We start from the raw sequence: 25,920 nt of genomic DNA, 5'->3' as shown, positions 1-25,920 counted from the left end.
CCTCCCTCTCTAAACGGGCCGCTTAACCGACAACCCGACGCAAGCTCCGCATGGCGACGCCCTGCGGCGGCTACGCGCGCGCAAAGAACCAAGGATCCCCTCGCCCCGTGCACGCCTCGGACATCAGTCATGACGAACGCGACGCCATGGTGCGTGCGGCGCTGGCCGAACAGGGCGACAGCGGCGTGACGCCGCGCCATACGCTGTTCTTCTTCCTCGGCGACGAGGACGCCCACGGCGATCTGTGCGAGGTGGCGCGGCGCGCCGGCTTCATTGCGCGCGGCGAGGGCGACATGACGATTCTCGAGACCACCATGGCGGTCGATGCGGCGAGCTTTGCGCCCGTCTCGGCCATGATGCAGACCTGGGCCGCGGCCTTCCAGCTGGAGTACGACGGCTGGGAATGCGCGGTCGTGACCCACTAGAACAAAAAGAAGAGGCCCTCCCCATGCCCAAACGCACAGACATCCAGTCGATCCTCATCATCGGCGCCGGCCCCATCGTCATCGGTCAGGCGTGCGAGTTCGACTATTCGGGCGTCCAGGCGTGCAAGGCGCTGAAGGCCGAGGGGTACCGGGTCATACTGGTCAACTCCAACCCCGCCACCATCATGACCGACCCGGAGGTGGCCGACGCCACCTATATCGAGCCGATCACGCCGCAGATGGTCGAGAAGATCATCGCCAAGGAACGCCCCGACGCCCTTCTGCCCACCATGGGCGGCCAGACCGCGCTGAACACCGCCCTGGCCCTGGACGCCTCGGGCGCGCTGAAGAAGTATGGGGTCGAGATGATCGGCGCCAAGGCCGAGGTCATCGACAAGGCCGAGGATCGCCAGAAGTTCCGCGACGCCATGGACAAGCTGGGTCTGGAATCGCCCCGCTCCAAGGCCGCCCATTCGATGGAAGAGGCGCTGGAAGGGCTGGAGTACGTCGGCCTGCCCGCCGTCATTCGTCCCTCCTTCACCCTGGCCGGCACCGGCGGCGGCATCGCCTTCAACCGCGAGGAGTTCGAGGAGATCGTCCTGCGCGGCCTGGACCTGTCCCCGACCACCGAAGTCCTGATCGAAGAATCCGTCCTGGGCTGGAAGGAATATGAGATGGAGGTCGTCCGCGACACGGCGGACAACTGCATCATCATCTGCTCGATCGAGAACGTCGATCCGATGGGGGTCCATACCGGCGACTCCATCACCGTCGCCCCTGCGCTGACGCTGACCGACAAGGAATATCAGCGGATGCGGACCGGCTCGATCAATGTGCTCCGCGAGATCGGGGTCGAGACGGGCGGGTCGAACGTCCAGTGGGCGATCAATCCCAAGGACGGCCGCATGGTCGTGATCGAGATGAACCCGCGCGTGTCGCGCTCGTCGGCGCTTGCATCCAAGGCCACCGGCTTCCCCATCGCCAAGGTGGCCGCGCGTCTGGCCGTCGGCTACACCCTGGACGAGCTGCAGAACGACATCACCCAGGTCACCCCGGCCAGCTTCGAGCCGTCGATCGACTATGTCGTCACCAAGATCCCGCGCTTCGCCTTCGAGAAATATCCGGGGTCCGAGCCCCTCTTGGGCACCTCGATGAAGTCGGTAGGCGAGGTCATGGCCATCGGCCGCACCTTCCAGGAATCGATGCAGAAGGCCCTGCGCGGGCTTGAGACCGGCCTGTCCGGCTTCGACGAGATCGAGATCGACGGCGTCGCCGATGTCGAGGACGCCGGCGCCGCCCGCGCCGCCGTGGTCCGCGCCCTGGGCGTTCCGACACCCGACCGGATCCGCGTCATCGCCCAGGCCTTCCGCCACGGGCTGACGGTGGAAGAGGTCCAAGCCGCCTGTTCCTACGAGCCCTGGTTCCTGCGCCAGATCGCCGACATCGTGCGCGAGGAAGGCCACGTCCGCATCAAGGGCCTGCCCACCGACCCGACCGAGTTCCGCCGCCTGAAGGCCAAGGGCTTCTCCGACGCCCGTCTGGCCGCCCTGACCGGCAAGACCGAGAAAGAGATCCGCGCCGCCCGTCGCGGCCTGAACGTCCGCCCCGTCTTCAAGCGGATCGACACCTGCGCGGCCGAGTTCGCCAGCGCCACCGCCTATATGTATTCGACCTATGAGACCGGCGCCCTGGGCCAGGTTCCCGAGTGCGAGGCCGAGCCGTCGGACAGGAAGAAGGCCGTCATCCTGGGCGGCGGCCCGAACCGGATCGGCCAGGGGATCGAGTTCGACTACTGCTGCTGCCACGCGGCCTTCGCCTTCGACGACATCGGCGTCGAGTCGATCATGGTCAACTGCAACCCCGAGACCGTCTCGACCGATTACGACACCTCCGACCGCCTGTATTTCGAGCCCCTGACGGCCGAGGACGTGCTGGAGCTGATCGAGGTCGAGCGGTCCAAGGGCGATCTGATCGGCTGCGTCGTCCAGTTCGGCGGCCAGACGCCGCTGAAGCTGGCCCATGCGCTTCAGGAGGACAACATCCCCGTCCTGGGCACCAGCGTCGACTCCATCGACCTGGCCGAGGACCGCGAGCGCTTCCAGCAGATGCTGGAGGCCATCGGCCTGCGTCAGCCCCCCAACGCCCTGGCCCGCAGCGCCGAAGAGGCCGCGCAAAAGGCCGAGGACGTCGGCTATCCCGTCGTCCTGCGCCCCTCCTACGTCCTGGGCGGCCGCGGCATGATGATCGTCCACGACCGCGAGCAGCTGGACCGCTACGTCCACGAGGCCATGCGCGTCTCAGGCGACGATCCCGTCCTGATCGACCACTATCTGAACCGCGCCACCGAGGTGGACGTGGACGCCCTGTGCGACGACGAGACCGTCTTCGTCGCCGGGGTGCTGGAGCATATCGAGGAAGCCGGCGTCCACTCGGGCGACAGCGCCTGCTCCATGCCGCCCTGGTCGCTGCGTCCCGAGACGGTGGCCGAGCTGAAGCGCCAGACCACCGAAATGGCCAAGGCCCTGAAGGTGCGCGGCCTGATGAACGTCCAGTTCGCGATTGAAGAGCCGCACGGCGATAACCCGCGCATCTTCGTGCTGGAGGTCAATCCGCGCGCCAGCCGCACGGCCCCCTTCGTGGCCAAGACCATCGGCCGGCCCATCGCCTCGATCGCCGCCAAGGTCATGGCGGGCGCGCCCCTGGCCTCCTTCGGCCTGACCGACGCCCCCTATGACCATATCGCGGTCAAGGAAGCCGTCTTCCCCTTCGCCCGCTTCGCCGGGGTGGACACCATACTGGGCCCGGAAATGCGTTCGACCGGCGAGGTCATGGGCCTGGACTGGAAGCGCGAGGGCGAGGCCGACATGGCCCCCGCCTTCGCCCGCGCCTTCGCCAAGTCCCAGATCGGCGGCGGCGCCAAGCTGCCGACCTCCGGCTGCGCCTTCGTCTCGGTCAAGGAGGACGACAAGCCCTTCATCGTCGAGGCGGTGAAGACCCTGCTGGCCCAGGGCTTCTCCATCATCGCCACCGGCGGCACCCGCGACTATCTGGCCGCCCAGGGGATCGAGGTCGGCCTGGTCAGGAAGGTGCTGGAAGGCCGCCCCCACATCGTCGACGCCATGAAGAACGGCGAGGTCCATCTGGTCTTCAACACCACCTCGGGCAAGCAGTCGCTGCAGGACAGCTTCTCCCTGCGCCGCACCGCCCTGATGATGAAGATCCCCTACTACACCACCACCGCCGGCGCCCTGGCCGCCGCCCAGGCCATCGGCGCCATCAAGGCCGGCGACCTGGATGTGAAGGCGATCCAGGACTACGCCTGACCGGCGTCAGGACGCCGGATCGGCTTCCGGCGCGGCGTCCTCCCCCGCCCCATCTTCGCCGGCCACGATCCGCGTCGCGGCCAGGTCGGCGGTGACGTTGCCGACGGTGCGGAAGATGTCGGGGATGACCTCGACCGCCAGCAGCAGGGGCAGAACGCCCAGCGGCAGGCCCATGGCCAGGCAGATGGGGCCGACGGCGGCGAAGAAGCTGACCTGGCCCGGCAGGCCGACCGAGGCGATCGAGACGGCGATGGCCGTCAGTCCGCCGGCGACCAGGGCGGACAGGCTCAGATCCACCCCGTTCAGCTGGGCCACATAGAGGCAGACGGCCAGATTGGCGACCGGGCTGGTGATGCGGAACACCGCCACCGCCAGGGGCAGCACCAGGCCCGCCGAGGTCTGGGGCACGCCCAGCCAGTCGCGCGCCCGCTCGATCATCACCGGCAGGCTGGCCAGCGAAGACTGGGTCGAGACGGCCACCACCTGGGCCGGGGCCACGGCGCGGGCGAACCGGCCCAAAGACATCCGCCCCCATAAAGTCGCCACGACATAGAGGATCAGGATCAGGCCGATCTGGCTCAGGCAGACGACGGCGACATAGTGGGCCAGGGTGCCCGCCACCCCCAGCCCGGCCCGCAAGCCCACGCCGAGCGCCAGGGCGAAGACCCCGAAAGGCGCGGCCAGCAGCACCCAGTGCACGATCACCACCAGGGTCTCGGCCACCGCCTCGAAGAAGCCGGCCAGGGGGCGGCGCAGCTCGGGCTTTATCCGGGTCGCGGCGAAGCCGAAGGCCACGGCGAAGACCACGACCGCCAGAACGCCGTCGTCGGCCGCCGCCTTGATCAGATTGGCCGGCGCCAGACTGGCCAGGAAGGCGCGGAACCCGTCGGTCCGGGCCGCCTCGCCCACCGTCTGGGCCACATCGGACGACACGCCGGCCAGGAGGGCGCGGCCCGCCTCTGGGTCAATGGGCCACAGGGCCAGCAGCCCCAGGCCCGCCAGGATGGCGTAGACCGTCGCCCCGACCAGCAGGACGCCGAACACCATGAGGGCCCGCGCCGCGATCCGCCCCGTCGCCGCCGCATCGGCGATGGAGACGATCCCCGTCACCAGAAGGCTGAAGACCAGGGGGATGACGGTCATTCGAAGGGCGTTCAGCCAGACCTGCCCCAGGCTCTCGATCACGCCCAACCCTCCGGTCAACAGGGGCGCATCGGCGCCTTGCGCCAAGGCGCCGACGACTACCCCGGCGACCAGGGCGGCGATCACAGCGAAGCTGAGCGAGGTGAAGAAGGCGGCGAGTCGGGAAGAGCGCATACGCCACGGCTAGCACCGGTTTCGTCCGCGCGCGCGTTAAACCTTCTGTCGCCCGTCGTCAGCCCATGTCGTCGCAGGTGGAAACGCCCCCGCCGCCGCGCGTTGAGCCGGAAACAAAGGAGGCTTCCATGCCGCGTCTGAACTCCATCGTCCCCCTGGTCGGCAGCCTGCTGCTATCGCGCGGCGGCCGTCGTCTGGCCGGACGCCACGCCGGCAAACTGGCCCTGGCCACACTGGCGCTGGAGGTCTGGCGCAACCGCCGTCAGAAGGCGGGTCAGACCCAGGATCAGACGACGTCCGAGCCGCGCCCCCGGCCGCGATCGCGATGGAGCGGCCGGTCCCCGCGATAGGTCTGGACTTCCCCGACGGTGAGGCGGAATAGTCCGTTCCGCCGCATCAGGAGCCGCCCGATGATCAAGGTCCACCATCTGAACGACAGCCGGTCCCAGCGCGTCCTTTGGCTGCTGGAGGAGCTGGAGCTGGATTATGAGGTCGTGCGCTACGAACGCGACGCCAAGACCCGGCTGGCCCCGCCCGAACTGATCGCCGTCCATCCGCTGGGCAAGTCCCCCGTCATCGAGGACGGGGCTATCAAGGTCGCCGAGACCGGCGCCGTCGTCGAATATCTGCTGGACGCCCACGGCCGGGGCCGGCTGCGCCCGCCTCCCGGCACGGAAGAGGCGCGGCGCTTCACCTATTGGCTTCACTATGCGGAAGGGTCGGCCATGCCGCCCCTGCTGCTGAAGCTGGTGTTCGGCCTGCTGCCCCGCCGCGCCCCCGCCCTGCTCAAACCCCTCGTCAACGGAATCGCCGCCAAGGCCCAGAGCGGCTTCGTCGATCCGCAGCTTCGCACCCATATCGGCTTCTGGGAGGACGAGCTGGGCCGGTCCGAATGGTTCGCCGGGGATCAGTTCACCGCCGCCGACATCATGATGAGTTTCCCGGTCGAGGCCGGGGCGGACCGGGCCTTCGACATAGCGACCAAGCCGCGCCTGGCCGCCTTCCTGCAACGCATCCACGCCCGTCCCGCCTATCAGCGGGCGCTGGAACGGGGCGGCCCCTACACCTATGCGTGATGGCGTCGCGGGGACGCGCCGCGCAACCCGAAGGGGATGAAGGCGTTAAGGTCTCATGCGCCTTCAAACCATTCAGATCGTGGCCGGACTCGTCGCGGCCGTCGCCTTCATCCTGGCCTTCATGGCGGCCGGCGCCGCGGTGGCGTCGAGCCTGTTCATGCTGATGGGCCTAGCCGCTGTCGCCTGGCTGGCCTACAGCCTCATCAAGAGCGTCACCCACCGCAGCGGCAAGACCAAACCCCCCGCCCGCGCCTGATCTCGATCGGGCGTGGAGGCGCGCCCTTGAATTGCGGCGCGATAAGCCCTATTGTCTATGCCCGGCCGCGCCCGCCCCGCGGCCTTTTGTCTGCCTATTTCGCGTCTTTCCAGTCTCCGGGCGAACCAGAAAAATCACGACACCAATGGAAAAAGTGCCGATGACGGGCGAGGGCTACCGTGTCCTCGACGATCAACTGAAGCAATTGAAGTCGGTCGAGCGGCCGGCCGTCATCGCGGCCATATCCGAGGCCCGCGAGCACGGCGACCTGTCCGAAAACGCCGAATACCACGCCGCCAAGGAGCGTCAGGGCTGGATCGAGGGCCAGATCGCCGAGATCGAGGACAAGATCAGCCGCGCCCAGGTCATCGACGTGTCGAAACTGTCGGGCAATCAGGTCAAGTTCGGCGCCACCGTCACCGTGGTCGACGAGGACACGGAAGAAGAGGCCCGCTATCAGATCGTCGGCGAACACGAGGCCGATGTGAAGAAGGGCAAGATCTCCATTGCCTCGCCGATCGCCCGCGCCATGATCTCCAAGGAGGTCGGCGACGTGGTCGAGGTCAACACCCCCGGCGGGGTCAAGGCCTATGAGATCCTGAAGGTCGAGTGGAAATAGGATCGTGACGAACGCCGCCGAAACGCCGCCGCGCCTAGTGTCGCACGTTTCGGTCGGCGTCTCTGATCTGCATCGGGCCGCTGCATTTTATGACGCCGCCTTGGCGCCGCTGGGCGTCGGCCGGACCATGGAACATGCGCTGGGTGTGAGCTGGGGCCGTGGGTTTCCTGAGTTCTGGGCTTCGGTTCCGCACGACGGCGCCCCCGCCTCGGCCGGCAACGGCGTCCACGTCTGTTTCGCCGCCCAGAACCGACAGGCGGTTGACGCCTTTCACGCTGCCGGCTTGGCAACGGGGGGCGCCGACGCAGGAGCGCCGGGTTTTCGTCTGGAATACGCACCCGGCTACTACGGCGCCTTCCTGCGCGATCCGGACGGCAATAAGGTCGAGGCGTTGGCTTGGGTCGACGCGACGCCCGCGTGACCGGGGAGCCGCCGCCCCATCGCCTCTCCATCTGGGTTGTCTCGGACGGACGTGCGGGTATCGAGAACCAGGCCCTGGGCCTCGCCGAGGCCGTCCAGCGCCTGACCCCCGCCGAGATCACGGTCAAACAGATCCGCTGGCGGCCGCTGTTCGACCGCCTGCCGTCGGCGCTGAAGACCCCGGCCATGCTGGCGTCCGCCCCGCTCGCGGCGCCCTGGCCCGATCTCTGGATCGCCGCCGGTCGGGCGACCCTGCCCCTCTCGACCCGCATCAAGCGCTGGAGCGGCGGCAAGACCTTCGTGGTTCAGACCCAGGACCCGCGCTGGGCGAACGACCGCTACGACCTGATCGTCGCCCCGGCCCATGACGGCCTGTCGGGCGACAATGTCTTTGAAATCACCGGCTCCCCTCATCGCGTCACGCCGGAGCGGATCGCCCAGGCCGCGCCGGCCTTCGCCGCCCGGATCGCCCCCCTGCCCCGCCCGCGCGTCGCCGTGCTGATCGGCGGCCGGTCCAAGGCCTTCGACCTGACCCAGGCCCATGCGGCGGACCTGGCCGACCAGATCGCCGAGGCCGTTCACGCCTCAGGCGGTTCGCTGATGCTGACCTTCTCGCGCCGCACGCCGGACGCCGCCAAGGCGGTGATGACCGAACGCCTGTCGGGCCTGCCCGGCTGGATCTGGGACGGAACCGGCGACAACCCCCTGTTCGGCTTCCTGCATTTCGCCGACCACATCCTGGTCACCGAGGACAGCGCCAACATGGCCGCCGAGGCCGCCTCGACCGGCAAGCCGGTCCACATCCTGCCCATGGTCGCGCTCAGGTCCGGCGACAAGTTCGCCCGACTGCACGACGATCTGGCCGAACGCGGCGCGACCCGGCCGTTCGACGGAACGCTGGACGGATGGACCTACGCCCCCCCTGGCCGAAACCCAGCGCGCGGCGCGGGCGGTGCTGGAGGCGATGGGGGCGCGCTAAGCCACTCACTCCGCTTATCCCGGCTTTCGCCGGCATGAGCGCAACAGAGATAATCTTCTGCGTCCGATTCTGACGCAGCCGTGGTGCAAGCCACCCGCTGGCGTCAGGAGGAAAACTAAGAACCGCTCGCAAAAATCTGCACGAAAGTGCACTAAAAAATTTGGAGTGGCCTTTAGTCGCCGCCCCCTCCGCCGCCACTGTCACAGCCGCCGTCCGCGCTGGAGTCGGCGCAGCCTGACGTGTCCGACGTCGGCGGGACGGCGCCGCCGTCCGAACCGTCGCCCTTCTTGGCCTTGGCGTTCGCCGCGCCCATCAAGGCCACGCCGAGGCCCGATCCGATGGCCGTGCCCAGGGCGAGCCCCAGGCCGACATTGTCCATCGCGACGCCCAGGGCCACGCCGATCGACAGACCCATGCCGATCCCGATCGGCAGGAAGGCCGCGTTCTTGTTGGTCATTCTCATCTCCCCTTCATCTCCGGCGAGACTAACATCGCGCAAACGGGAATCAGCCCCTAAATAGGCGCATGACCCAAGCTCGTACCGTCCGCGTCGCCATCATCGGCTCCGGCCCCGCCGGCTGGACCGCCGCCATCTACGCCGCCCGCGCCTCGCTGAACCCCGTCGTCATCGCCGGTCTCCAGCCCGGCGGCCAGCTGACCATCACCACAGACGTCGAGAACTATCCCGGCTTCGCCGAGACCATACAGGGCCCCTGGCTGATGGAGCAGATGCAGGCCCAGGCCCTGCATGTCGGCACGGAAGTCATCCACGACATCGTCGTCTCCGCCGATCTGTCGCAGCGCCCGTTCCGGCTGAAGCTGGACGGCGGCGACGAAATCCTGGCCGAGACGGTCATCATCTCCACGGGCGCCCAGGCCAAGTGGCTGGGTCTGGAGTCCGAGGCCGCCTATCAGGGCTTCGGCGTCTCCGCCTGCGCCACCTGCGACGGCTTCTTCTATCGCGGCAAGAACGTGGTCGTGGTCGGCGGCGGCAACACGGCCGTAGAGGAAGCGCTGTTCCTCACCAACTTCGCCGCCAAGGTCACGGTCGTGCACCGTCGCGACGAGTTCCGCGCCGAAAAGATCCTGCAAGACCGCCTGTTCGCCCACCCCAAGGTCGAGGTGATCTGGAACGTGGCGGTGGAAGAGATTCTGGGCGTGGTGGACGGCGTCGCCCGCAACGTCACCAGCGTTCGCTTGAAGAACGTTCAGGACGGTTCGACCCAGGAGATCCCCGCCGACGGCGTCTTCATCGCCATCGGCCACGCCCCGTCGTCGGAACTGTTCAAGGGTCAGCTCGAGACCAATTCGGGCGGCTATATCCGCGTCAAACCCGGCACGGCCCAGACCGCAATCGAGGGCGTGTGGGCGGCCGGCGACGTGACCGACGACGTCTATCGCCAGGCTGTGACTGCGGCGGGCATGGGCTGTATGGCCGCGCTCGAAGCCAGCCGTTTCCTGGCCGAGGAAGACCACGCCAAGGCCAACCATCCCATCAGCCATAAGGAAGCCGAGAAGATCGGCGTCTGGTGAACGTCCGGACGGGCGGAGTCAGGCGAACAGCTGCAGACCCGGCGGCGCATATTGGACCGGCTGGCCTGTGCGGCGGCGCAGGGCGTAATCGACCGCCGTCTGCACCGCCTGTTCATCGGTCGGCTTGGACAGGACGCCAATGGCGCCCGCGACGCCGTCGCGCACCATGCCCGGATTGGCGGTCATGAACAGGACGGTCACGCCCATCTCCTGGCCCAGCTCGCGCCCTAGGCTTATGCCCGTGGGGCCGTCGGACAGGTGGATGTCGACCAGGGCCAGATCGACCTCATTTTCACGCGCCAGATTCTGGGCCGACTTCGACGTCGACGCCACCCCCACGACCTTATGGCCCAGGTCTTCCAGGACGAAACGCAGCTCCATAGCGACGAGCGCTTCGTCTTCAATGATCAGGATGCGGGCGGTCATGGGCGGCGGTTTTATGTTCTGTGGCGGACACAACGCGGGGACAGGCGATCGGTTTCCGTCAGAGTGGCTGAAGGCGGTCCTTTTCCGCCGCCCTGCGGCGCGAGAGCGCCGTAGCGGGCAAATCCACAACAATCCTTAAACCGTCGGCCGCCCATTCGCGGTGCAACCGCCCGCCGAGTTGGCCCTCCACCGACAGACTGGCCAGGGAAGAGCCGAAACCCTGGCGCTCGGGCGGCGCTTCGATCGCCGGGCCGCCGATCTCGGTCCAGGTCAGGATGAACCGGTCGTCGTCGCGGCGCGTGGCCAGCTCCACCCGACCCGCCGCCGTCGCCAGGGCCCCGTACTTGGCCGCATTGGTCGCCAGTTCGTGGAACAGCAGGGCGACGGAGGTCGCCGCCTGGTCGTCGAACACGGCGTCGTCGCCGCTGATGTGAACGCGCGTGGCGCCCGTGTCATCGCTGTACGCCCTGAACAGATCCGCCAGGAAGGTGTGCAGGGTGGTGGCCCCCACCGTCGGCTGAGACGTCTCCGTGTGCGGTCGGACGAACTCATGGGCGCGGGCCAGGGCGGCGATACGGGTTCGGAGCGACGTCGCGAAGGCCCGGGCCTCAGGATACTGACGGGCCGACAGGGCCACGAGCGCCGTGATCACGGCGAAGATGTTCTTGATCCGGTGGCTCAGCTCCTGGCTGACCAGTTCGCGACCCTGCTCCAGCCGCTTCAGCTCGTCGATGTCGGTGCAGGTGCCGAACCAGCGGGTGATCTCGCCATCCTCGTTGCGGATCGCCACCGCCCGCCCCAAGGTCCAGCGATACACCCCGGAATGGTGCTTCAGCCGATATTCGATCTCATAGGGTTCGCCCGTCTCCAGCGACCGGCTCCAGCGGGCCCAGGCCCGCTGCTGATCGTCAGGATGGAACATGTCGTTCCAGCCTTCCCCGTCCGTCGATCCGGCTGGCACGCCGGTGAACTCGTACCAGCGTGCATTGTAGTAGTCGTGGAAGCCGTCGGGGCGCGTCGACCAGACCATCTGGGGCATGGCGTCGGCCAGCACCCGGAATTGGGCCTCGCTGGCCCTCAGCCGGGCGGCGACGTCGTCGGACGCCTCCAAGGCCCGTTCAAGCGCGTCCCGGCCCTCGTCTCTCTGACGCAGGGCGCGGCGCAGTTCCATCTGCGACATCACCTGACCGGCCAGGGTCTTGAGCGCCGTCTCCTGAAGCTCAGTCAGACCTTCCGGTCGGGGCTGGGTGTCCAGAACGCACAGGGTGCCCAGAGGCAGACCTTCAGGCGTCTTCAGCAGCCGCCCCGCATAGAAGCGCAAGCCCGGCGCCTCATGCACCAAGGGATTGCCGTCGAACCGGGCGTCCTTTGTCGCATCCGGCACCACCAGCCCGTCCTCATTCAACAGGGCGTGGGCGCAGAAGGAGGTCGCCAGCGGCGTCTCGCGCACGCCCAGCCCGACCTCGGCCTTGAACCACTGCCGCCCGGAGTCGATCAGATTGACGACCGCGATCGGGGCCTCGCAGATGCGGGCGATCAAGGCCACCACGTCGTCAAAGGCGGCCTCGCGCGCCGTATCCAGAATGCCGTAGTCTCTCAGGGCCGCCAGACGCTCGGACTCATCCCACCGTGCAGGTTCAGCAATGGGGTCGGTCAAACAGGCGTCCTTTCGAGGCCGTAAGCGGGATCAGCAGCTTCAATGCTCGACCCGCACAAGCGTTGCATTAGAGCGGCCCGTCGCTTCACTTGGCGGGGCGTCCGACCTCTTCCACCGCCATCACGGCGACGCCTGCCGGAGCGGGCTCCGGCTCCGGCTTGGCCTCCAGGGCCTGAAGCCGCGCATTGATGGCGGCGACCTCTTCCTGGGTGGGCAGACGACGCCCGCCCAGGCTGACCACGCCCACCACCCTTTGACGTCCATCGACCTCGACGGTCTTAAGCGGGGCCGCCTGCCCTGCCTCGGCGGGGACCGCGTCCGGGTCCGGGCCTCCGGTCCCTTGGCCGGGCTGAACGCCGGGTCGGGGGCGGGCGAACCGCGCTTCATCGATCAGGGGCTCGCGTCCCTTGTAAACGGCGCGGAAGGCGGCCGTCTCCCCGTAAAGACCCTTCCAGCGATAGAAGACGTGCGTCCCGATCTTGTTGACGCGCGAGACGGTCGGCGCCCACCAGGGGTCCACATAGTCGGCGTGATAGTGGGTGGCGGTCCCCACCGTCTGGGCCACATAGCCGTTCAAGGCCTTTTCGGCCGCCTTGCGCGCCCGCTCCCACGCCCAGGGAACCGGCGCCTGGGACAGGGCGCCGTCGCAGGTGAAGCTGAACTGGCACCCGGTCGTACGCTCGGCGCCTTCAAACACAACGCCGCACACCGTGTCGGCGTAGTTGGGATCGCGCACGCGGTTCAGCACCACCTGAGCCACCGCCGCCTGGCCCTCGTCGGACTCCAGCGCCGCCTCGTAATAGACCGCCTGGGTCAGGCACCGCAGGGCGCGACGGCGATCCTCGGCCCCGCCCTTGAAGACGAAGGGCCGCGCCGGACGCAGGGCTCCGGCCGTCGCCAGGGTCGCACCTGGGGTGAAGGCCGCCCGGGTCAGGGCCGGATCGTGCCGCTGCGCCAGGGCCAGCTGCGAGGCGCTCAGCCGCCCCTCAAGAGCGGCCAGGCCGTGGGGCCCCAGATCGCCCTGGGTGATCCGCGCCACGGCCTCCGCCGTCCGATCCGCGTCCGGCCGCACGGCCGAGCCGGCCGACAGGGCGACGCCCAGCACGGCGGCGGCGGCGGGCAAGGCCGCAGCCGAGCGCCTGACCGCCGCCCAAATCCGGTTCCAATGGGTAAGGACCATTCTGTTCCACAGCAGGCGCGACCAGGTCATGGACGCAGGAGGCCCGGACCGTGCCCGCATTTCGGGGCCGTTTTCAGGCGGACCGCCGATCCGCCTTATCGACCGCCCAGGCTGGCCCGCAACATCCAGGCGAACTTCTCGTGCGCCGCCAGACGCTGGGTCAGCAGATCCACGGTCACGTCGTCGCCGTCCCCGTCCGCCACGTCCAGGGCGGAGCGCATGGTGGCGATCAAGGTCTCATGATCGCGCATCAGCTCGCGCAGCATGTCGGGCGCGTCCTTTTCCGGCTCGCCGTCGCGAATACTGGTCAGGTTGGCGAAGGCGCCGTAGCCCTGCGGCGCCAACTCGCCCAGGGCGCGGATACGTTCGGCGATGTCGTCCAGGGCCGCCCACTGGTCGCGATACTGCTGCTCCAGCATATTGTGCAGGGAGAAGAATTCAGGCCCCCGCACGTTCCAATGATAGCCGTGGGTCTTCAGATAGACGGCGTAGGCGTCCGCCAGAACCCGGGTCAGTTGCTCAACCACGTCGCCGCGCTCGCTCTGGGACAGTCCGGTGTCAATGGTTGCGGTCATAATACGCTCCGTGGGTGTGAGTTCGTCGCCGGCAATCTAGACGGAATCCGGCAGGCAGGAACGCAAAACCGCAACAAGCGTTGCATCACATAACGTCGCATCGAACGACGTGAGGGGACGGGCACAATATGACGCCAGGCGCGGTCTTTCGCCGATTTCTGAACGCCGAAGCCGGTCTCCTCGTTCTCGCCCGTCTGAAGTCCGGTCCCGCCTGGCGGAGAATTCTGGTCGGACTGGCCGGCGCCGGCGCAGGACTGGCGGTGCGGGCGGCCACCGCCGGCTTTTACGGCGGGATCACCGGCTTCATGATCCTACTGCCGGGCGTCATTCTGGCGGCCTTGGCCGGCGGACGTCTGGCGGGTCTGACGGCGGTTGCGGGGTCTCTGCTGGGCGGCTGGGCGCTGGTCGCCTTGAACCCCGGCCCGACGACCCCGCATCTGGGCGTGGTCGCCACCTCCAACTTCGTCTTGGTGGGCCTGTTCTGCACCTGGCTGGGCGCCTCCTTGCGCCAGACCCTGATCCGGCTGGATTCCGTCGTCTCGGCCCTGTCCCTGTCCAACGCGCGGTTTGACGAGACCGGCGCCTTTCTGGGCTATGCCGGGATCAACCTGAACGTGGACGGGGCGCGCGAACCGCTGGAGAAGGCCGCCCGCGCCGAGCGCCGCCAGCATTTCCTTCTGAACCTCAGCGACCGCCTGCGCGACCTGTCCGACCCGGAGCGGATGATGGCCGAGGTCGAGGCGTCCCTGGGCGGCCTGCTGAGCGCGAACCGCGTCGGCTACGGCGAGGTGGACGAGACGGGCGAAGTCGTCTCCTTGAGCCGCGACTGGATTCAGGGCGTCGCCAGCGTTCACGGGCGCGCGCCGAGCGTCTTCAATCCCGCCCTCGTCGCAGACCTGTTCGACGGTCGGACCATCCGCATCGACGACGTCCGCGACGACCCCCGTTCGGCCGACATCGCCGCCGCCTTCGCCGAAATCCAGACCCGCGCCCTGATCCGAGCGCCGCTGATCCGCAACGGCCGATTGCGCGCCTTCCTCTATGTCCACGCCGCCGCCCCCCGACGCTGGACTGACGCGGAGGTCCAGCTGGTCGAGGAGGTCGCCGCCCGCACCTGGGTCGAGATCGAACGCGCCCGCGCCGAGACCGAGACCCGCGAGAGCGAACAGCGCTTCCGCGCCATCGCCGACACCGCGCCGGTCCTGATCTGGGTCACGCGCCAGGATCGCCGCCGCGCCTTCATCAACCAGGCCTATGCGGACTTCTTCGGCGCGGACTATGAGACGGCCCTTGCGGCGGACTGGCGCGCCCGACTGCACCCGGACGACCAGGACCGCATCCTTCGAGAGTCCCTGGCCGGAGAGGCGACGAGAGAACCGTTTTCTCTGGAGGCTCGGTATCGGCGTCATGACGGCGAGTGGCGCTGGCTGAAATCCTTCTCTCGTCCGCGCATGGCCGGAAGCGAGTTGATCGGCTTCGTCGGCGTCGCCTTCGACGTCACCGACATGCGCGAGGCCCAGGCCCGGCTGACCGAATCCGAAAGCCGGTTCCGCACCGTCGCGGACAGCGCTCCGGCCATGATCTGGATGACGGACGCGACGCCCCGGATCGTCTTCGCCAACAAACGCTATCGGCTGTTCTGCGACATCCGCTCGCAGCGCCAGCTGCTGGACGGCTGGCGCAGACTGATGCATCCGGACGACGAGACGGTGTTCGACGCCGCCTTCCTGCGGGCCTTCCAGGCGCGGGATCGGTTCGAGGCGCTCAGCCGGGCCAATCATCCGACCCTGGGGCTGCGCTGGCTCCGGACCGAGGGCGTGCCCCGGTTCGACGCGGCCGGCGCCTTCCAGGGCTATGTGGGCGCCACCATCGACGTCACCGACGCCAAGCGCGCCGAGGACGACCTGAAGCACATCAATGAGCTGCTGGAGGAACGGGTCGCGGAGGCCCTGGCCGAAAAGGCCGCCGCGGAGGCCCATCTGATGCACGCCCAGCGGATGGAGGCGGTCGGCCGCCTCACCGGCGGTGTCGCCCACGATTTCAACAATCTGCTGACGGTGGTGATCGGGGCGCTGGACATCATCCTGCGCTCCGACGACGCCGCAAAACGCAAGAAGCTGGGCGAGGCCGCCCTGGCCGCCGCCCGTCGCGGCGAGAGCCTGACCCACCAGCTTCTGGCCTTTTCGCGCCGTCAGGCCCTGCGTCCCGAACCGGTCGATCTGAACGGCCTGATCCGCGAGGGCGAGCCCTTGCTGCGCCGGGCCGTCGGCGAGGCCGTGGACTTCAAGATCCGGCTGAAGCGCGGCGGCGTTCGCGTCAACGTCGATCCAGCCCAGTTCGAGGCCGCCCTGCTGAACCTGGTCGTCAACGCCCGCGACGCCCTGGGCGACGTGACCGGGCGCGACGCCGCATCAGCCGATGCGGCCAGCAAGGCCGACGGCCCGCCTCGATCGGGTCGAGACGGCCCCGTCCGCGCCGGCGCCCGCATCACGATCCAAACCCAGGCCTGTTCCGTCTCGGCGGGGCAGATCCCGGAACTGGCGGCGGGCGACTATGTCTGCGTCGCCGTGTCCGACAACGGATCGGGCATGTCGGCCGATGTCATCGACCGCGTCTTCGAACCCTTCTTCACCACCAAGCCGATCGGCAAGGGAACGGGCCTGGGCCTCAGCCAGGTCTATGGCTTCGCGCGACAGTCGGGCGGCGGGGTCCACATCGCTTCCAGCCCCGGCCGCGGCTCGGAGATTCGCCTCTATCTGCCGCCGCTGATCGCGGACAAGGCCGCCCCGTCGCCCGAACCGGCCGACGTCGACGCCGCCCTGCCGAACGGCCACCGCCTGCTGCTGGTGGAGGACGACGCGGATGTCGCGGCCATCGCCCTGGATCAGTTGGAAAGCTTCGGCCTGGACGTCGAATGGGTCGAGAACGGCCCCGAGGCGCTGGAGGCCCTGGAACGAGCGCGCTTCGACGTCATGTTGACCGATGTGGTCATGCCCGGCGGCCTGAGCGGCGTCGATCTGGCGCGTCAGGCGGCCCGCGACTGGCCCCAGATGCGGATCGTCCTGACCTCGGGCTATGTGGGCGACGACGTGGACCAGGTTCTGGCCGACACGCCCTGGCCCTTCCTGCGCAAACCCTATTCGCCCGAGCAATTGCGCGCCGTTCTTTCGACGGCGGGGCCGCGGCCAAACCATTAGATCCAAGAAAAACGCGCCGCAGAGGCTGCGGCGCGTTTTTCTTCGTCAGTTCCAAGGCCGCCTCAGCGGCGCGCCTTGCGGGCGGCGTAGCGCGCGTCGCGCCTGGCCTTCTGCTCTTCCTTGGTCAGTTGCTTGCGCGCCTTGCGGTCGGCCCGCTTCTCGGCCTCGATCGCTTCCTGAGCGGCCATTTCGGCGGCCAGGCGCGCAGCCTCCTTCTCGGCCTTCTCGCGGCGCTGTTCCGCCTTGGCCAGTTCGTGCTGCTGGCGCAGGGCTTCCTTTTCGGCGGCGCGCTTCTCAGCCAGGCGCTCGAATTCGGGATCGGGGGCGGCGGGCTTGGGCTTGAACTTGGCGAGCAGAGCCTTCTTGGCTTCCTGCTGGGCGGTCAGGCGGTCGGTAAATCCGGTCTTCAAATCTTTCATGCGAAAGCGTCAGGGTTCCTTGTGATCGGCCAGCGGCCATCGGGGGTCGGGCGGCGGAGAACGCGCGCGTCCCGAAGCGGGGCGCACAAAGCCTATGCAGGGACCAAAAGCAAGGTTCGCCGCCACGAAATCGGCCGCGCGCACGAAATGGCGCGCTTAAGGCGCCCTTACCTGCTCCAGTGATGCAGATAGGTCGCGCCCGCCCCGTTACAAGAGCAGGCGCAACGGCGGGTTCGTCAGTTGGGCTTCTGCGCCTGGCCGACGACGGTTCCGGCCGCTCCACCGACGGCGGCGCCCACGGGTCCGCCCACCACAGCCCCCGCCACCGCGCCGCTGGCGGCCTTTTGCTCGATTGTGGTCCCGCAAGCCGTCAGCGCCAGGGCGCCGGCGGCGATGCAGGTCGTGATGATCATGCGCGACATGGCGTCTCTCCAAAAAGGTCACGCTTGAACGCCGCGCCGCGCTTGAGGTTCCCAGCGCGATCCAGAACTGGCGAATACGGAAAACGGACCAACGGACAACACAATCCGCGCGCCATTCAGCAGATACGGGGAAATGTGACAATCTACAGCCGAGACGCCGTGCAACCCAATACAGTATTCGCTCTATCCACTGTCGCAATCCGGCCCATATTGTCATGCCGCCGGGGCAATATCGTAAAAATACCTAATCCTTTCGTCGCCTTAACCAGCCGCTTGCGAATCAGCCACATTCAGGTCACAAACTTCGCTATATAGGCCCGTCCTCGACGCCCGGGCTGTATGTGCCGCGCGCCGAATGCCGGCCGGACAGGCGACCGTTTCGGGTCGCCCCGCCGGCGATACGACCCGGGGGCAGCGTTTCTCGCCCTGCTGAACAGGATGAACTCGTTGTCGCATTCCTCGCAGACGCGCGGCCCCGCCCGCACCGATCATGTGGCGAAGATCAAGCCCGTGACGGCGGCCGCGGCCTTCGGCTGTCTGGTGGGACTGGCGATCGGCGGCGCCTATCTGGGCGGGACCATGGCGCGCAATGCGACGCTGCGGGCCCAGGCCGAACGGATCCAGGGCGCCACCGCCGCCGGCTTCACCGAAGAAGCCCTGTCCGCCGCCGCCGGCGGTCTGGACGCCAGCGCCCTGTCGATCGCTCGTCGGCACGATCCCTACACCAGCGCCGGCGCCGCCGAGCGCGATCGCCAGGCCGAGCTTCTGGCGGCCCGTCTGGATCAGTTGGACGCCAACCGCGATCCCAAACTGCGCCACGCCAATCTCTCCACCCCCGTCGGCGCCAAGCCCTTCCGCCTGGATCACGCCCTGGACGCCAGCCGCGACCTCGATTGCCTGACCCAGGTCGTCTATTATGAAGCGCGCGGCGAGGGCCGCGACGGCATGCGGGCCGTGGCCCAGGTCGTCCTGAACCGGGTCCGCCACCCCGCCTTCCCCAAGAGCATCTGCGCCGTCGTCTATCAGGGCGCCGCGCGCCGCACCGGCTGCCAGTTCTCCTTCACCTGCAACGGCGTGATGCGCGGCCGGATCAACCAGGCCGCCTGGAACCGAGCGCGCGGCATCGCCTCCTCGGCCCTGTCCGGATCGGTCTATGCAGGCGTCGGCAACGCCACCCATTTCCACACCACCGGCGTGTCGCCCGACTGGCGCAACACCCTGATCCGGGTGAACCAGGTGGGCAGCCATCTCTTCTATCGGTTCGGCGGCCGCGCCGGCTCAGGCGGGGCCTTCACCTACGCCGCCCGTCCGTCTCAGGCCGACGATCAGCCCCGTCTGATCCAGGCGGGTCTCAATCCCGTCGAAGCGGCCCGCCAGGCCGGACAGGCCGTGGCCTATTCGCTGATCCTGGCCCAGGAGGGCGGCGCCGAGCCCCAGGCTGCGCCGACGACGAACGCCCGCCCCGCCGCCAAGCCTGCGGAAGCGGCCGTCGCCACCCAGACGTCCGGCCAGGCGTCCACCCCGCCCGCCGCCCGGCCCACGGCCGCCTCGGCGCCGCGCGGCGCTGCGCCCCGGGCTGAGGCCAGGACGGAAACAGCGGACGCCTCCAACCCCGTCTGATCGCAAAGGTGCTTCAGTCAGGGCCGAAAGGCCCCCGTGTCGTCCGGTTCTGATCGAATTCGCCGAACCGACGGCCGGGCTTGTCCGGGCTTGAGGTCTGCTCCCGCCCGACGCCGATCATGCTCAGCCGGTCGTAGCCGACGCTGAGCGGTTGAGCGGGCGCCCGCCGCACCCGCAGGGCCTGGGGCGTCTGGGGCGTCTGGGACATCGCTCGCTCCTCGCGCGGTTCATCGTATGAACGTCGCGCGCGGCGGGCTGTTCCCCTGGGTTCACAGGGCGTCCAGGCCGATGTCCAGCACGGGCGCCGAATGGGTCAGGGCCCCGACCGAGATCACATCGACCCCGGTCTCCGCGATCGCCCGCACCGTCGTCAAATCCACCCCGCCCGACGCCTCCAGCCGGATGCGCCCCCCGGTCCAGGCCACCGCCCGCCTCAGGTCCGCCAGGCTGAAATTGTCCAGCATGATCACGTCCGGCGCCAGATCGTCATTGATCAGGGCCAGGACTTCGCTCAGCTGATCCAGCCCATCCACCTCGACCTCCACCTTCATCAGGTGAGGGGCGAAGGTCTTGGCCCGCCGCACGGCCTCGCCCACCCCGCCGCAGACGGCGACGTGGTTGTCCTTGATCAGGATGGCGTCATCCAGGCCGAACCGGTGGTTCACCCCGCCGCCGCAGGCCACCGCATGTTTCTCCAGCGCCCGCAGACCCGGCGTCGTCTTGCGGGTGTCGGCGATCCGCGCCCTGGTCCCGGCGACCGCCTGAACATAGGCCCGCGTCAGGGTCGCCACCCCGCTCAGCCGTCCGACCAGGTTCAGGGCCGTCCGCTCGGCGGACAGGAAGGCGCGCGCGTCGGCCTCGACCACCGCCAGCACGGCCCCCGTCTCGAACGCCGCCCCGTCGGCCAGCCGAAGATCCACGTCGGCCGTCGGGTCCATCGCCTGCACGGCCAGCCGCACGGCCTGAATCCCGGCCAGAACGCCGGCCTTGCGCGCCGTGAAGGCCGCCTTCATGCGCGCCCCTGGGGGAATACAGGCCAGGGCCGTGACGTCGCCCGCCCGCCCCAGGTCTTCCGCCAGAGCCATCCGCACCACCGGTTCGATCAGGACCTCCGGCAGGGATCGGTTCAGGGCCATGTCTCGGGGAGTCTCCATAGAGGCTGTCATTCCGCCGCCAGGGCGAGGTCTCCGGCCAGTCTGATCCGCGTATGAGCAGCGTTCGCGGCCTTCTGCGGATAATCCGCGCGGTAATGGCCACCCCGGCTCTCATGCCGATCCAGCGCCGCCTGGGCGATCAGCCGCGCCGCCAGAAGACAGGCCGCCGGCCCGTGCCGGGCCTCCAGCCGGTCGATCAGGGCGATCAGGGCCGTCAGACCGGCCTCGTCACGCACCACCCCCGCCTGGGCCGTCATCGCCGTCCTCAGCTCGGCCAGGGCCGCCTCGGGCAGATCGGGCGCCAGGGGCGTCGGGACCGGCCGTCCGCCCCCCGTCTCGCTCGACGCGGCCCGCCCGGCCCGCCGTCCGAAGGCTGCGGCCTCAAGCAGGGAGTTGGACGCCAGGCGATTGGCGCCGTGCACCCCCGTCGCCGCGCATTCGCCGACGGCGTACAGGCCCGGAACCGTCGTGCGCCCGTCGGCGTCGGCGGCGACCCCGCCCATGTGATAGTGGCAGGCCGCCATCACCGGAATGGGGCTGACGCGCGGGTCCAGCCCGGCCCGCATGCATGCGGCGAAGACGGCCGGAAACTCGTGCGGAAAGGCCTCCCCCACAGCCGCGCGCGCATCCAGAAAGGCGCCCCGGCCTGCGGTCCGCGCGGCATGGACAGCCCGGGCCACCACGTCGCGGGGCTTCAGATCGGCGTCGGCCTCTTCGCCCAGCAGGAAGGCGCCCGCGCCGTCGATCAGCCGCGCCCCCTCGCCGCGCAAGGCTTCGGTCGCCAGGGGCGCCGGGTCGAGGCCGACGTCTATGGCGGTCGGGTGAAACTGCACGAACTCGGGGTCCAGAATCTCCGCCCCCGCCCGCGCCGCCAGGGCCATGCCCTCGCCTTTCAAGACAGCGGGGGTGGTGGTGGCGGCGAACAGGCCGCCCGCCCCGCCGGTGGCCAGCACCACCGCCGTCGCCGTAATCTCGACCGGCCGCCCGCCGCGCTCGACCACAGCCCCGACCACCCGGCCGGTCTCATCCTGCATCAGCCCCTTCAGCCGGGCGTCTTCCCAGACCTCGATCCGGGCCTCGGCCCGCACGGCTGCGACAACCGCCGACAGGATGGCCCGCCCGGCGCCGTCGCCGCCGACCCGCGCCACGCGCGCCACGGAATGGGCCGCCTCCAGACTGACGACGAAGCCGCCGTCCGCATACCGGTCGAACGGCGCCCCCAGGGCCGCCAGCCATTCGACGGTTTCGCGCCCGGCCTCGGTCAAGGCCTGGGCCGCGCCTGGATCGACCAGACCCGCCCCGGCCGCCTCGGTGTCGCGAGCGTGCAGCTCGGCCGAGTCCACAGCCGTCAGGGCCGCCGCCATCCCGCCTTGAGCCCAGGCGGACGAACAGCCGCTCAGCAGCGGCTCCGGCGTCAGGACCAGAACCCTCGCCCCAACCTGCGCGGCCTCCAGCGCGGCCGACAGCCCCGCCAGTCCGGCGCCGACGATCACCGGCCCCTCATGTCGCATTCGGCTCATCGTCCGATCCCCAGATAGTTCAGCCCCAGCCGAACGGCGCCGGCCGGATCGCCCTCGGTCAGGGGCGTCAGGGCGCCGACCGCCGCCGCCGCGCAGAGGGCCAGGGTCAGCAGATAAAGCACCAGGCTCTTGCCCGCCTCGGGCCAGCTCAGCGTGCCCCAGGCCGCGCGCCAGACGCCGCGCTTCAGGTGGCTGAACACCGACAGGGCCAGGAAGGCCGCCAGGATGAACCGGCCCGTGGACACGCCCCACCAGACCACGGCCACGCCGATGACCAGCAGCACGATCTGCTCAAGCCGCGGATGAACCCGCGTCAGCACCGGCCCCAGGGCCTTGGACCCGTCCAGCGGCGGGGCGGGAACCAGGTTCACCAGATTCAGCATGGCGATGAAGAAGGCGCCGGCCAGCCATTCGCCCTGGCCCGTCGCCATGCCGACGGCGACGAAGGGGATCATGGCCAGAAGACCGAAGGCCGGCCCGGCCAGCGACACCAGCACCCCGTCCCACTCGCTTCGGGGCGCGCGCCGTCCCTTGGCCAGTCCGCCCAGGAAGGGAATGATGTAGATGCGCGCCGGACCCATGCCCAGCCGGTTCATCGCCAGGGCGTGCCCCGCCTCATGCACGAACAGGCCGATCAGAACCGCCCCCGCCACGATGACGCTGCCGGTGACCCACCACAGGAAGCCCGCCATCAGGGCCGTGGACAGCACGGACCAGACCAGGCTCTGATCCTTCTCGACCGGTTCTTCGGCGACCGCCTCGGTCTGGGCCGGTCGCGCGCCCGCCGTTTCGGGCTTGATGTCCCAGGGCCCCAGGGGACGGTCGGGCGCGGGGGCGGGTGTGTCTGTCTTGCTCATGGCGTCCAGATGGGCGCGGCGCCCTGCCCCGGCGAGGGGACCGATCGCCGCGTCGCTCAGATCAGCTCCACATCGACGTGATGCCGCGCCTTGACGATGTCATAGCGCGCCGGGATCGTCGGCGGCGGCAGGTCGATCATCCGCTGCACGGCCATCCGCCCGCGTTCGATCATCTCTTCGGGCACTGTCACTTCGAACTGCATGTTCAGCAGGCAGTCGTGGATGTTCTGAAGCGTGATCCGCTTCATGTGCGGGCACAGGTTGCAGGGGCCCACGAACTCCACGCTGGGCACGTCGCCCTTGATGTTGGAGGCCATCGAACATTCGGTGATCAGCACCACCCGCTTGGGCCGGCGCTGTTCGACATAGTCGGTCATGGCCGCCGTCGATCCGGCGAAGTCCGAGGCGGCCAGTATCTCTTCCGGGCATTCGGGGTGGGCCAGAACCTCGGCGTCGGGCCAGGCGTCGCGCATGTCGGCGATGTCCTGGGCGGTGAAGCGCTTGTGCACCTCGCAGTGCCCCTTCCAGGCGATGATCGCCACCGTCGTCTGGGCCGCCACATTGCGCGCCAGGAATTCGTCGGGGATCAGGATGACCCGGTCCACGCCCCATTCCCTGGCCGCCCATTCCACCACCTGAACGGCGTTGGCGGATGTGCAGCAGATGTCGGTCTCGGCCTTCACCTCGGCCGTGGTGTTCACATAGGTGATGACCGGCAGGCCCGGATAGCGCTGCTTGATCAGCCGCACGTCCGCCCCCGTGATCGACGAGGCCAGCGAACATCCCGCCCGCAGGTCGGGGATCAGCACGGTCTTCTCAGGCGACAGGATCTTGGACGTCTCGGCCATGAAGTGCACGCCCGCCTGGACGATCACCTTGGCGTTCGACCGCGCGGCCTCCTTGGCCAGGCCCAGGCTGTCGCCGACATAGTCGCCGACCCCATGGAAGATCTCGGGCGTCATATAGTTGTGGGCCAGGATCACGGCGTCGCGCTCGCGCTTCAGCCGATTGATCGCGCTGATCAGCCGGGCCTGTTCGGGCCACTCCAGCGGCGTGACGTGGTCCTTGACCTTCGCCCACACCCCGGCGGTCTCCCGCTCCAGTTCCTGCGTCAGACCAAAGGCGCCGTCGGCCATGATCCTCTCCCATCGACCCTTATGCTCAAAGTTAGCATAAGCGGAAACAATGTAGGCCGATGGGGGACGGGCGCAAGCGGATTGTTCAGTCGATCAGCTCCCCAAGTGTTTTCGCAGGGCCTTCGACCCGTGTCGGCGACGATCCCGCACCGCTTCGCCCGTTCAACCAGCGCCGCTCAGCACTCGGTAAGCGCACGAACCTTTCGCCCCGCGACCATATCGCCTAGAGCATCAGCGACTTCTTTCCTGCCGACCGCGCTTTGCCTGATATTTCCATGCAAGACACCATCCGCCGCATCCTGACCGCCCGCGTCTATGACGTGGCGGAGGAGACGCCCCTCGATCCGCTGCGTCGCCTTTCGGCGCGTCTCGAACGGCCCGTCCTGCTGAAGCGCGAAGATCTGCAGCCGGTGTTTTCGTTCAAGATTCGCGGCGCCTACAACAAGATCGCCGGCCTGTCCCAGGCCGAACTGTCAAAGGGGGTGATCTGCGCCTCGGCCGGCAATCACGCGCAAGGGGTGGCCTTAGCCGCCGCTCGCCGCAACATCCCCTCGACCATCGTCATGCCGACGACCACCCCCGGCATCAAGGTGGCCGCCGTGCGCGCCCTGGGCGGCGAAGTGGTCCTGCACGGCGACAGTTTCGACGAGGCCTATGCTCACGCCCGCCATTTGGAGAGCCGGACCGGCGCCGCCTTCATCCACCCCTTCGACGATCCCGACGTGATCGCTGGCCAGGGCACGGTGGGGCTGGAGATCGCCCGTCAGCACGCCGACCCCATAGAGGCCGTCTTCGTCCCCATCGGCGGCGGAGGGCTGGCCGCCGGCGTTGCGTCCATCCTCAAATTCCTGCGCCCCGAGACCCGTGTCATCGGCGTGGAGCCCGTCGACGCCCCCACGATGAAGGCCGCCGTCGACGCCGGCGAGGTCGTCACCCTGAACGAGGTCGGCCTGTTCGCCGACGGGGTGGCCGTGCGCCGCGCCGGGACCGAGACCTTCCGCCTGTGCAGGGATCTGTTGGACGAGATCGTCCTGGTGGACACCGACGCCATCTGCGCCGCCATCAAGGACATCTTCGACGACAGCCGCGCCGTCGCCGAGCCCTCGGGCGCGGTGGCGCTTGCGGGCCTCAAGGCCTGGGCCGCAGCCCATCCCGGATCCGGCGCCCTGATCGCCGTCAACTCCGGCGCCAATGTCAATTTCGACCGGCTGCGCCATGTCGCCGAACGGGCTGAGATCGGCGAGGGCGCCGAGGCCCTGCTGGCCGTGGCCATGAAGGACGACCGCGACGACTACCGCCGTTTCCTCGACAGCCTGGACGGCCGCTCGGTCACCGAGTTCAACTACCGCTGGTCCGGCGACGGCCAGGCCCAGATCTTCGTCGGCGTGGCCCTTCGCAACGGCCCTCACGAGCGCGACGACCTGATCGCGACCCTCCGCGCCGGCGGCTACGCCGTCGAGGACATGAGCGACAACGAGACCGCCAAGCTGCACGTCCGCTACATGGTCGGCGGCCGCACCGTCGGCCTGCCCCACGAACGCATCCTGCGCTTCCAGTTCCCCGAGCGGCCGGGCGCCTTCTTGCGCTTCCTCAACAGCCTCCAGCCCGCCTGGGCCCTGACCCTGTTCCACTATCGCAACCACGGCGACGACGTCGGCCGGGTCCTGGCCGGCCTCAGCGTCCCGCCCGAAGAACAGGCTCAACTGACCGCCGCCCTCGCCGACCTCGGCTATCCCTACGTCGATGAAACCACCAACCCCGCCTGCCGCCTCTTCCTTGACGGGACCTGACCCAGAGGGGAAGACGGTC

At 68.8% G+C, this 25,920-nt stretch carries 25 protein-coding genes; 12 read left to right on the top strand and 13 right to left on the bottom strand.

Going from position 1 to position 25,920, the window contains the following annotated elements:
* Positions 1-107 precede the first annotated feature (107 nt).
* Both AC1RKE_RS06680 and carB read left to right on the top strand, forming a co-directional pair.
* On the top strand, positions 108-425 hold the full coding sequence (locus AC1RKE_RS06680) for a ribonuclease E inhibitor RraB (RefSeq protein WP_224761038.1): 318 nt from the start codon (positions 108-110) through the stop codon (positions 423-425).
* A gap of 23 nt (positions 426-448) precedes the next feature.
* The gene (gene carB / locus AC1RKE_RS06675; protein ID WP_333896526.1) at positions 449-3,748 is read left to right on the top strand and encodes a carbamoyl-phosphate synthase large subunit; all 3,300 of its coding nucleotides are present in this window, start codon (positions 449-451) and stop codon (positions 3,746-3,748) included.
* A gap of 6 nt (positions 3,749-3,754) precedes the next feature.
* Here carB and AC1RKE_RS06670 read toward each other — a convergent pair whose 3' ends face one another.
* Positions 3,755-5,065: a dicarboxylate/amino acid:cation symporter gene (locus AC1RKE_RS06670; RefSeq protein ID WP_348683075.1), complete on the bottom strand. Its 1,311-nt coding sequence runs from the start codon at positions 5,063-5,065 to the stop codon at positions 3,755-3,757.
* 128 nt (positions 5,066-5,193) lie between these two features.
* On the opposite strand from AC1RKE_RS06670, the gene AC1RKE_RS06665 reads away from it, so the two are divergent.
* From AC1RKE_RS06665 to AC1RKE_RS06640, 6 genes are all read left to right on the top strand, one after another.
* Positions 5,194-5,415 carry a cysteine protease gene (locus tag AC1RKE_RS06665; RefSeq protein ID WP_191554434.1) on the top strand — a complete coding sequence of 74 codons (222 nt, stop codon included), beginning with the start codon at positions 5,194-5,196 and terminating at the stop codon, positions 5,413-5,415.
* A 60-nt stretch (positions 5,416-5,475) separates the two neighbouring features.
* Positions 5,476-6,141, top strand: coding sequence for a glutathione S-transferase (locus AC1RKE_RS06660; RefSeq protein ID WP_182713246.1), 666 nt, complete (start codon positions 5,476-5,478; stop codon positions 6,139-6,141).
* Positions 6,142-6,196: 55 nt separating this feature from the next.
* Complete coding sequence (locus AC1RKE_RS06655) at positions 6,197-6,397, top strand: hypothetical protein (RefSeq protein WP_152950872.1); 201 nt, start codon at positions 6,197-6,199, stop codon at positions 6,395-6,397.
* A gap of 145 nt (positions 6,398-6,542) precedes the next feature.
* Positions 6,543-7,016, top strand: coding sequence for a transcription elongation factor GreA (greA, locus tag AC1RKE_RS06650; protein ID WP_333896529.1), 474 nt, complete (start codon positions 6,543-6,545; stop codon positions 7,014-7,016).
* 4 nt (positions 7,017-7,020) lie between these two features.
* Positions 7,021-7,437 (top strand): VOC family protein, encoded by a 417-nt coding sequence (locus AC1RKE_RS06645; protein WP_152950874.1) that lies wholly within the window; start codon positions 7,021-7,023, stop codon positions 7,435-7,437.
* Positions 7,413-8,453, top strand: coding sequence for a mitochondrial fission ELM1 family protein (locus AC1RKE_RS06640; protein WP_492896646.1), 1,041 nt, complete (start codon positions 7,413-7,415; stop codon positions 8,451-8,453). The genes AC1RKE_RS06645 and AC1RKE_RS06640 overlap by 25 nt, the downstream gene beginning before the upstream one ends.
* Before the next feature lie 134 nt (positions 8,454-8,587).
* Here the strand turns inward: AC1RKE_RS06640 and AC1RKE_RS06635 are convergent, their stop codons facing one another.
* Positions 8,588-8,872, bottom strand: a complete 285-nt coding sequence (locus AC1RKE_RS06635) for a glycine zipper domain-containing protein (protein ID WP_201463047.1) — start codon at positions 8,870-8,872, stop codon at positions 8,588-8,590.
* A 68-nt stretch (positions 8,873-8,940) separates the two neighbouring features.
* Here AC1RKE_RS06635 and trxB point away from each other — a divergent pair, with 68 nt between their 5' ends.
* Positions 8,941-9,948 carry a thioredoxin-disulfide reductase gene (gene trxB / locus AC1RKE_RS06630; protein WP_348683073.1) on the top strand — a complete coding sequence of 336 codons (1,008 nt, stop codon included), beginning with the start codon at positions 8,941-8,943 and terminating at the stop codon, positions 9,946-9,948.
* 18 nt (positions 9,949-9,966) lie between these two features.
* Here the strand turns inward: trxB and AC1RKE_RS06625 are convergent, their stop codons facing one another.
* From AC1RKE_RS06625 to AC1RKE_RS06610, 4 genes are all read right to left on the bottom strand, one after another.
* A complete protein-coding gene (locus AC1RKE_RS06625) occupies positions 9,967-10,374 on the bottom strand; it encodes a response regulator (RefSeq protein ID WP_054766540.1) in 408 nt (135 codons plus the stop codon).
* A gap of 58 nt (positions 10,375-10,432) precedes the next feature.
* Positions 10,433-12,031 carry a sensor histidine kinase gene (locus AC1RKE_RS06620; protein ID WP_348683072.1) on the bottom strand — a complete coding sequence of 533 codons (1,599 nt, stop codon included), beginning with the start codon at positions 12,029-12,031 and terminating at the stop codon, positions 10,433-10,435.
* Positions 12,032-12,116: 85 nt separating this feature from the next.
* The gene (locus AC1RKE_RS06615; RefSeq protein ID WP_191557931.1) at positions 12,117-13,211 is read right to left on the bottom strand and encodes a cell wall hydrolase; all 1,095 of its coding nucleotides are present in this window, start codon (positions 13,209-13,211) and stop codon (positions 12,117-12,119) included.
* A gap of 95 nt (positions 13,212-13,306) precedes the next feature.
* Positions 13,307-13,786: a Dps family protein gene (locus tag AC1RKE_RS06610; RefSeq protein WP_054766541.1), complete on the bottom strand. Its 480-nt coding sequence runs from the start codon at positions 13,784-13,786 to the stop codon at positions 13,307-13,309.
* Between the two features lie 128 nt (positions 13,787-13,914).
* On the opposite strand from AC1RKE_RS06610, the gene AC1RKE_RS06605 reads away from it, so the two are divergent.
* On the top strand, positions 13,915-16,983 hold the full coding sequence (locus AC1RKE_RS06605) for a PAS domain S-box protein (RefSeq protein ID WP_395941922.1): 3,069 nt from the start codon (positions 13,915-13,917) through the stop codon (positions 16,981-16,983).
* 62 nt (positions 16,984-17,045) lie between these two features.
* On the opposite strand, the gene AC1RKE_RS06600 is transcribed toward AC1RKE_RS06605, so the two are convergent.
* Together AC1RKE_RS06600 and AC1RKE_RS06595 are read right to left on the bottom strand one after the other, a co-directional pair.
* On the bottom strand, positions 17,046-17,402 hold the full coding sequence (locus AC1RKE_RS06600) for a DUF6481 family protein (protein WP_054766543.1): 357 nt from the start codon (positions 17,400-17,402) through the stop codon (positions 17,046-17,048).
* A 236-nt stretch (positions 17,403-17,638) separates the two neighbouring features.
* On the bottom strand, positions 17,639-17,824 hold the full coding sequence (locus AC1RKE_RS06595; protein WP_182713242.1) for a hypothetical protein: 186 nt from the start codon (positions 17,822-17,824) through the stop codon (positions 17,639-17,641).
* A 447-nt stretch (positions 17,825-18,271) separates the two neighbouring features.
* Between AC1RKE_RS06595 and AC1RKE_RS06590 the strand changes: the two genes are divergently transcribed.
* On the top strand, positions 18,272-19,444 hold the full coding sequence (locus AC1RKE_RS06590) for a cell wall hydrolase (RefSeq protein WP_233455823.1): 1,173 nt from the start codon (positions 18,272-18,274) through the stop codon (positions 19,442-19,444).
* Positions 19,445-19,457: 13 nt separating this feature from the next.
* On the opposite strand, the gene AC1RKE_RS06585 is transcribed toward AC1RKE_RS06590, so the two are convergent.
* The 5 genes from AC1RKE_RS06585 to nadA form a co-directional block, all read right to left on the bottom strand.
* Positions 19,458-19,652 carry a hypothetical protein gene (locus AC1RKE_RS06585; RefSeq protein WP_201463051.1) on the bottom strand — a complete coding sequence of 65 codons (195 nt, stop codon included), beginning with the start codon at positions 19,650-19,652 and terminating at the stop codon, positions 19,458-19,460.
* 61 nt (positions 19,653-19,713) lie between these two features.
* Positions 19,714-20,598, bottom strand: a complete 885-nt coding sequence (gene nadC, locus AC1RKE_RS06580) for a carboxylating nicotinate-nucleotide diphosphorylase (protein WP_395941923.1) — start codon at positions 20,596-20,598, stop codon at positions 19,714-19,716.
* A gap of 8 nt (positions 20,599-20,606) precedes the next feature.
* Positions 20,607-22,118 (bottom strand): L-aspartate oxidase, encoded by a 1,512-nt coding sequence (locus AC1RKE_RS06575; protein WP_395941924.1) that lies wholly within the window; start codon positions 22,116-22,118, stop codon positions 20,607-20,609.
* Complete coding sequence (locus AC1RKE_RS06570; RefSeq protein ID WP_336969724.1) at positions 22,115-22,975, bottom strand: metalloprotease; 861 nt, start codon at positions 22,973-22,975, stop codon at positions 22,115-22,117. Before AC1RKE_RS06570 ends, AC1RKE_RS06575 begins: the two co-directional genes overlap by 4 nt.
* A 56-nt stretch (positions 22,976-23,031) precedes the next feature.
* Positions 23,032-24,111 carry a quinolinate synthase NadA gene (gene nadA / locus AC1RKE_RS06565; RefSeq protein WP_348684486.1) on the bottom strand — a complete coding sequence of 360 codons (1,080 nt, stop codon included), beginning with the start codon at positions 24,109-24,111 and terminating at the stop codon, positions 23,032-23,034.
* Positions 24,112-24,386: 275 nt separating this feature from the next.
* Between nadA and ilvA the strand changes: the two genes are divergently transcribed.
* Positions 24,387-25,901 (top strand): threonine ammonia-lyase, biosynthetic, encoded by a 1,515-nt coding sequence (gene ilvA / locus AC1RKE_RS06560; protein ID WP_348684487.1) that lies wholly within the window; start codon positions 24,387-24,389, stop codon positions 25,899-25,901.
* The last annotated feature ends 19 nt before the right edge of the window (positions 25,902-25,920 follow it).

The sequence above is a fragment of the Brevundimonas sp. GW822-FHT03E11 genome, assembly GCF_058801445.1.
Note: the sequence above shows the minus strand (reverse complement) of the source record. Positions and strands in the feature narration are given on the sequence as shown.

Coding starts and splice junctions, on each gene's coding strand:
- AC1RKE_RS06600 (WP_054766543.1), bottom strand. CDS start 17,402: ATGAAAGATTTGAAGACCGGATTTACCGACCGCCTGACCGCCCAGCAG.
- AC1RKE_RS06660 (WP_182713246.1), top strand. CDS start 5,476: ATGATCAAGGTCCACCATCTGAACGACAGCCGGTCCCAGCGCGTCCTT.
- trxB (WP_348683073.1), top strand. CDS start 8,941: ATGACCCAAGCTCGTACCGTCCGCGTCGCCATCATCGGCTCCGGCCCC.
- AC1RKE_RS06605 (WP_395941922.1), top strand. CDS start 13,915: ATGACGCCAGGCGCGGTCTTTCGCCGATTTCTGAACGCCGAAGCCGGT.
- AC1RKE_RS06670 (WP_348683075.1), bottom strand. CDS start 5,065: ATGCGCTCTTCCCGACTCGCCGCCTTCTTCACCTCGCTCAGCTTCGCT.
- AC1RKE_RS06655 (WP_152950872.1), top strand. CDS start 6,197: ATGCGCCTTCAAACCATTCAGATCGTGGCCGGACTCGTCGCGGCCGTC.
- carB (WP_333896526.1), top strand. CDS start 449: ATGCCCAAACGCACAGACATCCAGTCGATCCTCATCATCGGCGCCGGC.
- AC1RKE_RS06665 (WP_191554434.1), top strand. CDS start 5,194: ATGCCGCGTCTGAACTCCATCGTCCCCCTGGTCGGCAGCCTGCTGCTA.
- ilvA (WP_348684487.1), top strand. CDS start 24,387: ATGCAAGACACCATCCGCCGCATCCTGACCGCCCGCGTCTATGACGTG.
- AC1RKE_RS06635 (WP_201463047.1), bottom strand. CDS start 8,872: ATGACCAACAAGAACGCGGCCTTCCTGCCGATCGGGATCGGCATGGGT.
- AC1RKE_RS06575 (WP_395941924.1), bottom strand. CDS start 22,118: ATGAGCCGAATGCGACATGAGGGGCCGGTGATCGTCGGCGCCGGACTG.
- AC1RKE_RS06585 (WP_201463051.1), bottom strand. CDS start 19,652: ATGTCCCAGACGCCCCAGACGCCCCAGGCCCTGCGGGTGCGGCGGGCG.
- nadA (WP_348684486.1), bottom strand. CDS start 24,111: ATGGCCGACGGCGCCTTTGGTCTGACGCAGGAACTGGAGCGGGAGACC.
- AC1RKE_RS06610 (WP_054766541.1), bottom strand. CDS start 13,786: ATGACCGCAACCATTGACACCGGACTGTCCCAGAGCGAGCGCGGCGAC.
- AC1RKE_RS06625 (WP_054766540.1), bottom strand. CDS start 10,374: ATGACCGCCCGCATCCTGATCATTGAAGACGAAGCGCTCGTCGCTATG.
- AC1RKE_RS06615 (WP_191557931.1), bottom strand. CDS start 13,211: ATGGTCCTTACCCATTGGAACCGGATTTGGGCGGCGGTCAGGCGCTCG.
- AC1RKE_RS06595 (WP_182713242.1), bottom strand. CDS start 17,824: ATGTCGCGCATGATCATCACGACCTGCATCGCCGCCGGCGCCCTGGCG.
- AC1RKE_RS06570 (WP_336969724.1), bottom strand. CDS start 22,975: ATGAGCAAGACAGACACACCCGCCCCCGCGCCCGACCGTCCCCTGGGG.
- greA (WP_333896529.1), top strand. CDS start 6,543: ATGGAAAAAGTGCCGATGACGGGCGAGGGCTACCGTGTCCTCGACGAT.
- nadC (WP_395941923.1), bottom strand. CDS start 20,598: ATGGAGACTCCCCGAGACATGGCCCTGAACCGATCCCTGCCGGAGGTC.